We start from the raw sequence: 4,160 nt of genomic DNA, 5'->3' as shown, positions 1-4,160 counted from the left end.
TTTAGTGGCGCAGCTAACGCATTAAGTTGACCGCCTGGGGAGTACGGCCGCAAGGTTAAAACTCAAATGAATTGACGGGGGCCCGCACAAGCGGTGGAGCATGTGGTTTAATTCGAAGCAACGCGAAGAACCTTACCTGGCCTTGACATGCTGAGAACTTTCCAGAGATGGATTGGTGCCTTCGGGAGCTCAGACACAGGTGCTGCATGGCTGTCGTCAGCTCGTGTCGTGAGATGTTGGGTTAAGTCCCGTAACGAGCGCAACCCTTGTCCTTAGTTACCAGCACGTTATGGTGGGCACTCTAAGGAGACTGCCGGTGACAAACCGGAGGAAGGTGGGGATGACGTCAAGTCATCATGGCCCTTACGGCCAGGGCTACACACGTGCTACAATGGTCGGTACAAAGGGTTGCCAAGCCGCGAGGTGGAGCTAATCCCATAAAACCGATCGTAGTCCGGATCGCAGTCTGCAACTCGACTGCGTGAAGTCGGAATCGCTAGTAATCGTGAATCAGAATGTCACGGTGAATACGTTCCCGGGCCTTGTACACACCGCCCGTCACACCATGGGAGTGGGTTGCACCAGAAGTAGCTAGTCTAACCTTCGGGGGGACGGTTACCACGGTGTGATTCATGACTGGGGTGAAGTCGTAACAAGGTAGCCGTAGGGGAACCTGCGGCTGGATCACCTCCTTAATCGAAGACTTCAGCTGCTTCATAAGTTCCCACACGAATTGCTTGATTCATTGAAAAAGACGATTAGGTTAGCAACCCGATATCGGGTCTGTAGCTCAGTTGGTTAGAGCGCACCCCTGATAAGGGTGAGGTCGGCAGTTCGAATCTGCCCAGACCCACCAATTGTCATTTGTAGTGGGGTGAGGCCTTGAGAATACCTGGGGCCATAGCTCAGCTGGGAGAGCGCCTGCCTTGCACGCAGGAGGTCAGCGGTTCGATCCCGCTTGGCTCCACCACCTTGCAGTTGGACCGTAGCGTTGAGAGTTCAGAAATGAGCGTTCCAGGAAGATCCTGTTGAATGTTGATTTCTGGTCTTTGACCAGTCAGAAAAATCGTTCTTTAAAAATTTGGGTATGTGATAGAAGTGACTGATTGACTGCTTTCACTGGCAGTTGGTCAATCAAGGTAAAATTTGCGTGTTCTCAATTGCAAATTTTCGGCGAATGTCGTCTTCACGTTATAGACAATAACCAGATTGCTTGGGGTTATATGGTCAAGTGAAGAAGCGCATACGGTGGATGCCTTGGCAGTCAGAGGCGATGAAAGACGTGGTAGCCTGCGAAAAGCTTCGGGGAGTCGGCAAACAGACTTTGATCCGGAGATGTCTGAATGGGGGAACCCACCTAACATAAGTTAGGTATCTTGCACTGAATACATAGGTGTAAGAGGCGAACCAGGGGAACTGAAACATCTAAGTACCCTGAGGAATAGAAATCAACCGAGATTCCCTTAGTAGTGGCGAGCGAACGGGGACTAGCCCTTAAGTGGCTTTGAGATTAGCGGAACGTTCTGGAAAGTACGGCCATAGTGGGTGATAGCCCTGTACGCGAAAATCTCTTAGTCATGAAATCGAGTAGGACGGAGCACGAGAAACTTTGTCTGAATATGGGGGGACCATCCTCCAAGGCTAAATACTACTGACTGACCGATAGTGAACTAGTACCGTGAGGGAAAGGCGAAAAGAACCCCGGAGAGGGGAGTGAAATAGATCCTGAAACCGTATGCGTACAAGCAGTGGGAGCCTACTTTGTTGGGTGACTGCGTACCTTTTGTATAATGGGTCAGCGACTTATTTTCAGTGGCAAGCTTAACCGAATAGGGGAGGCGTAGCGAAAGCGAGTCTTAATAGGGCGTCTAGTCGCTGGGAATAGACCCGAAACCGGGCGATCTATCCATGGGCAGGTTGAAGGTTGGGTAACACTAACTGGAGGACCGAACCGACTACCGTTGAAAAGTTAGCGGATGACCTGTGGATCGGAGTGAAAGGCTAATCAAGCTCGGAGATAGCTGGTTCTCCTCGAAAGCTATTTAGGTAGCGCCTCGTGTATCACTGCTGGGGGTAGAGCACTGTTTCGGCTAGGGGGTCATCCCGACTTACCAAACCGATGCAAACTCCGAATACCAGCAAGTGTCAGCACGGGAGACACACGGCGGGTGCTAACGTCCGTCGTGAAAAGGGAAACAACCCAGACCGTCAGCTAAGGTCCCAAAGTTATGGTTAAGTGGGAAACGATGTGGGAAGGCTTAGACAGCTAGGAGGTTGGCTTAGAAGCAGCCACCCTTTAAAGAAAGCGTAATAGCTCACTAGTCGAGTCGGCCTGCGCGGAAGATGTAACGGGGCTCAAACCATACACCGAAGCTACGGGTTCATCTTCGGATGAGCGGTAGAGGAGCGTTCTGTAAGCCTGTGAAGGTGAGTTGAGAAGCTTGCTGGAGGTATCAGAAGTGCGAATGCTGACATGAGTAACGACAATGGGAGTGAAAAACTCCCACGCCGAAAGACCAAGGTTTCCTGCGCAACGTTAATCGACGCAGGGTTAGTCGGCCCCTAAGGCGAGGCAGAAATGCGTAGTCGATGGGAAACGGGTTAATATTCCCGTACTTCTAGTTACTGCGATGGAGGGACGGAGAAGGCTAGGCCAGCACGGCGTTGGTTGTCCGTGTTTAAGGTGGTAGGCTGGTTTCTTAGGTAAATCCGGGAGATCAAGGCCGAGAACTGATGACGAGTTATCTTTTAGATGACGAAGTGGTTGATGCCATGCTTCCAGGAAAAGCTTCTAAGCTTCAGGTAACTAGGAACCGTACCCCAAACCGACACAGGTGGTTAGGTAGAGAATACCAAGGCGCTTGAGAGAACTCGGGTGAAGGAACTAGGCAAAATGGCACCGTAACTTCGGGAGAAGGTGCGCCGGTGAGGGTGAAGTATTTACTGCGTAAGCCCACGCCGGTCGAAGATACCAGGCCGCTGCGACTGTTTATTAAAAACACAGCACTCTGCAAACACGAAAGTGGACGTATAGGGTGTGACGCCTGCCCGGTGCCGGAAGGTTAATTGATGGGGTTAGCTAACGCGAAGCTCTTGATCGAAGCCCCGGTAAACGGCGGCCGTAACTATAACGGTCCTAAGGTAGCGAAATTCCTTGTCGGGTAAGTTCCGACCTGCACGAATGGCGTAACGATGGCGGCGCTGTCTCCACCCGAGACTCAGTGAAATTGAAATCGCTGTGAAGATGCAGTGTATCCGCGGCTAGACGGAAAGACCCCGTGAACCTTTACTATAGCTTTGCACTGGACTTTGAGCTTGCTTGTGTAGGATAGGTGGGAGGCTTTGAAGCGTGGACGCCAGTCTGCGTGGAGCCAACCTTGAAATACCACCCTGGCAACCTTGAGGTTCTAACTCTGGTCCGTTATCCGGATCGAGGACAGTGTATGGTGGGTAGTTTGACTGGGGCGGTCTCCTCCTAAAGAGTAACGGAGGAGTACGAAGGTGCGCTCAGACCGGTCGGAAATCGGTCGTAGAGTATAAAGGCAAAAGCGCGCTTGACTGCGAGACAGACACGTCGAGCAGGTACGAAAGTAGGTCTTAGTGATCCGGTGGTTCTGTATGGAAGGGCCATCGCTCAACGGATAAAAGGTACTCCGGGGATAACAGGCTGATACCGCCCAAGAGTTCATATCGACGGCGGTGTTTGGCACCTCGATGTCGGCTCATCACATCCTGGGGCTGAAGCCGGTCCCAAGGGTATGGCTGTTCGCCATTTAAAGTGGTACGCGAGCTGGGTTTAGAACGTCGTGAGACAGTTCGGTCCCTATCTGCCGTGGACGTTTGAGATTTGAGAGGGGCTGCTCCTAGTACGAGAGGACCGGAGTGGACGAACCTCTGGTGTTCCGGTTGTCACGCCAGTGGCATTGCCGGGTAGCTATGTTCGGGAAAGATAACCGCTGAAAGCATCTAAGCGGGAAACTTGCCTCGAGATGAGATCTCACTGGAACCTTGAGTTCCCTAAAGGGCCGTCGAAGACTACGACGTTGATAGGTGGGGTGTGTAAGCGCTGTGAGGCGTTGAGCTAACCCATACTAATTGCCCGTGAGGCTTGACCATATAACACCCAAACAATTTGCTGTTTGTGTGTCAGACGTAAAGAC

General features: G+C 51.9%; 2 tRNA genes and 2 rRNA genes. All 4 read left to right on the top strand.

Going from position 1 to position 4,160, the window contains the following annotated elements:
- Positions 1-695, top strand: a 16S ribosomal RNA gene (locus BM315_RS23930); the annotation flags it as partial.
- Between the two features lie 84 nt (positions 696-779).
- Positions 780-856, top strand: a tRNA-Ile gene (locus BM315_RS23925).
- 38 nt (positions 857-894) lie between these two features.
- A tRNA-Ala gene (locus BM315_RS23920) sits at positions 895-970 on the top strand.
- 255 nt (positions 971-1,225) lie between these two features.
- Positions 1,226-4,116, top strand: a 23S ribosomal RNA gene (locus BM315_RS23915).
- Positions 4,117-4,160: the final 44 nt, after the last annotated feature.

This window comes from Pseudomonas borbori (genome assembly GCF_900115555.1).
Taxonomy (GTDB): Bacteria; Pseudomonadota; Gammaproteobacteria; order Pseudomonadales; family Pseudomonadaceae; genus Aquipseudomonas; species Aquipseudomonas borbori.
The sequence above is the reverse complement of the archived record's forward strand: the minus strand, read 5'-3'. Positions and strand labels throughout refer to the sequence as shown.